A 3,279-nucleotide genomic window follows, 5' to 3' on the forward strand; every position below is an offset into this window, starting at 1 on the left:
ATCCGGTTAACCCTTGCAGGACGCGTTGAGCACGGGGACTGGCTCTCCCGGCATTTATTTTTCTAATCTGTTTCTTGTTCAATAAAAAATAAGTGCCGGGGTGCCTGTCCCCACAAACATGATCGGCCGGAAGCCGCAGATTGAAGACCTTTTAGCCCGCCTTCCGGGCGGGATAAAAATGCTTTTCTCTTAATCCATCTCTTAATCCTGTTAATCCTGTCAAAAAACTCTTTTCTGTAGTTGGATTGCAGGCACAGCCTGCGTTAATGTCTTTGCAGGGTTAAGTTTTCTTTTGTTCCTGGTAGTGCTTATACAGTTCAATCTTGATATTTTCCGGAACGAGTCCGGTAATGTCTCCCCCCAGCCTGGCCACGTCCTTGATGAGGGTGGAACTGATATAGAGCCATTTGTAATCCGTCATGAAAAAAATAGTCTGGATGTCTCGGTCCAGGCGTCTGTTCATCAGGGCCATTTGAAACTCGTATTCAAAATCAGCCACTGCCCGCATGCCTCGCAATATAGCTTTGGCATTTTTGCTGCGAACGTAATCGATAAGAAGCCCCTCAAAGGGCTCTGCCTTTACTGCTGGAAAGGGCTTAAAGGCATTTCTGACCATATCCACCCTCTCCTGCAGTGAAAACACGGGTTGTTTGGGGGTGTGCAAGGCCACTGCCACTACAATCTCATCGAATATTTCCAGCCCCCTTTTCACCAGGCTGACATGGCCGTTGGTAAGGGGATCGAAAGTACCGGGGTAAACTGCAATCAACTTGTTCTTTCCCACATCAAAATCCTTGTCTGGCCATAATGTTTGTTTTTTATCAGGGCAAGCCCCGGGAATTCCTCCTGGAATACTTCAAGTTTTACTTCAACTTCTGCGCACAAAACACCTTTAGAGTCAAGCCAGGCATTGTCGACAACCTTTGGAACCACCCGACTCAAAAGGCTCATACCGTAAGGCGGGTCCACAAACACCAGCCCGAAGCTCTGTCCGGCCTTATGCCCCACATATTTTCCGGCGTCTTTCTGAACCACCACGGCCTTGTTGCCTGGAATATTAAGCAGCTGAAGGTTTTCACGTAAAATCCCCGCTGCTGCAGGATTTTTTTCTACAAAAACAGCTCCAGCCGCCCCCCTGCTCAATGCTTCCAGCCCCAGCGCCCCGCTGCCCGCAAAGAGGTCCAGAACATGCAAACTGGTCCATTCAGGGTTGCGGGCTTGCAGCATGGAAAACACCGCCTCCCTGACCTTGGCCGTTGCAGGTCTGTATCCAGGGCCGGATCCGGTCTTGAGAACCCGCCCCCTGTATTTGCCTGCAATGATGCGCATTGGTTTCAGTGAATTCTAGCAGCTGTTGTTGCCGCTGTTCAGGCTGGCGAGCACCCTGGAAATGTCTGAACCGATTTCAAGAAGTTCATCTCGAATCCTGGACTGTTCCCGGGTGTCCATGGAGCTGAGATCTTTTTCGTTCAGGCGCAGGGTACTCATCTTGTCCTCCAGCTCGGCCAGGACATAGTCCCAGTTGACTGCAGGTCCTTTCTTTTCAGGAGGCAGGCGGGCCTCGTAACCCCGGTCGGTCTTCAATATGCATTCTTCAAGGTAATCCGGGATATGTACCTCGTATCCGAACTGCTCCTGGATTTTTTCAGCCAGTGCCAGCTGGTTTTCATATTCCCCGTGTACCAGAAAAACCTTCATTCCCTGATTGTAAAAGACCGACAGCCACTCAAGTATCTGGCTCTGGCCGGCATGCGCGGAAAACCCGTTGATTGTAAAAATCCTGGCTTTTACCGCAAGTTCCTCCCCCAGAATCCTGACGCTTGCAGCACCATCTACTATTTTGCGCCCAATGGTGCCCTGAGCCTGAAAGCCCACAAAGACAATGCCGGCCCCCTTTCTCCAGATATTATGGCGCAGGTGGTGCTTGACCCGCCCTGCGTTGGCCATGCCACTGGCGGATATTACTATGGCCGGGCCTTTATAGCTGTTGATGTTCATGGAATCCTGTGCTGTCTGGGAAATTCTCAGATTGGGAAGTTTCAGGGGATCGTCTCCGGAATGAAATATCGCCCTGGTCTGAGCGTCAAAATAGCTGTAATGTTTGCTGAAAACCTGGGTGGCGCGAATGGCCAGGGGACTGTCCAGAAAAAGTGGCATGTCCTGGGGCAGCCTGCCTTCCTGGTACAAAAGATACAGAGAATAAAGCACCTCTTGCGTTCTTTCCAGAGCAAAGGCCGGAATAATCACCTTTTCGCCTTTCTCGTAGCTGTAATTAATCGCCAGCAGCAACTCCTCCCTGCTCTGATCTTCGTCCTTGTGATCCCGATTGCCGTAAGTGGATTCCAGAAACAGAAAATCCGCCACCTCGGAATGGCTTGGGTTGCGCATGAGCAACTGGTTGGGACGGCCCAGGTCACCGGAAAAAACCAGTTTGATGCGCCCGTCATCAACGTTTTCGGCCCTGATTTCAATTATCGCCGAACCCAGAATATGCCCCGCATCCTTGAAAAGGACATGCACATCCCGACACGGAGTAAACTCCTCGTTGTACTCTACTGCCTGCACCAGGGACAGGGTCCGGCTGACATCCCGGCTTGTATATAATGGTTCTATCCTGTTGAAGCGCCCGTGCCTGGCCTTTTTTCTGGAGGCCCATTCCGCTTCCATCTCCTGAATATGAGCGCTGTCTTTCAGCATTATCTCCAACAAATCCCCGGTGGGCCTGGTGCAGTATATCCTGCCCTTGAAACCATACTTGACCAGGGCAGGCAAAAGCCCGCAATGATCGATATGCGCATGGGTGAGAAGAACAAATTCCAGTCCAGCAGCATCATACACATTCAGGTCCTGGTTGCGCTGCTCCACTTCCTGCGTCCCCTGGTGCATGCCGCAATCCACGGCAAACCTGTTATCCCCGGAATGAACAACAAAACACGAACCTGTGACACCTCTGGCCGCTCCCAGAAATTTTACCTGCATACTATCTCCCGGCATGGATATGCCTGCTGATGAACGTATCTGTTTAGGCGCTTACTCCTGAAACCCTGTCACAAAAAACAATAACCACGCGAAGCGCGTGGCAGGCCAGCCGCCCCGGTTGAATGCCCTTCGGGCTTGCTCTTCGAGCAATGCAACTGGGCAGGCAAAGTACGCAAAGATTAAGAGGCGAAGCAGAGGTATTGTCCAAAACCGGGACACGGTTTTGGACAAGGCTGCCTTTTCATTTGTCACGAGAAACGAGTGACAAATGAAAAAAATTATCCTGTCTTCCTTGGCGAT

At 51.1% G+C, this 3,279-nt stretch carries 4 protein-coding genes; all 4 read right to left on the reverse strand.

What is annotated here, in order from left to right; genetic code table 11:
• Positions 1-280: 280 nt before the first annotated feature.
• Complete coding sequence (gene coaD / locus QZP87_RS12555; RefSeq protein WP_291323267.1) at positions 281-784, reverse strand: pantetheine-phosphate adenylyltransferase; 504 nt, start codon at positions 782-784, stop codon at positions 281-283.
• Positions 766-1,329: a 16S rRNA (guanine(966)-N(2))-methyltransferase RsmD gene (gene rsmD, locus QZP87_RS12560; protein WP_291323268.1), complete on the reverse strand. Its 564-nt coding sequence runs from the start codon at positions 1,327-1,329 to the stop codon at positions 766-768. The genes coaD and rsmD overlap by 19 nt, the downstream gene beginning before the upstream one ends.
• 15 nt (positions 1,330-1,344) lie before the next feature.
• The gene (locus QZP87_RS12565; RefSeq protein ID WP_291323269.1) at positions 1,345-2,979 is read right to left on the reverse strand and encodes an MBL fold metallo-hydrolase; all 1,635 of its coding nucleotides are present in this window, start codon (positions 2,977-2,979) and stop codon (positions 1,345-1,347) included.
• Between the two features lie 51 nt (positions 2,980-3,030).
• Positions 3,031-3,279, reverse strand: a 249-nt coding sequence (locus QZP87_RS12570; RefSeq protein ID WP_291323270.1) for a hypothetical protein, incomplete at its 5' end; no start/stop codon positions are given.

This window comes from Desulfonatronospira sp. (assembly GCA_003563255.1).
GTDB lineage: Bacteria > Desulfobacterota > Desulfovibrionia > Desulfovibrionales > Desulfonatronovibrionaceae > Desulfonatronospira.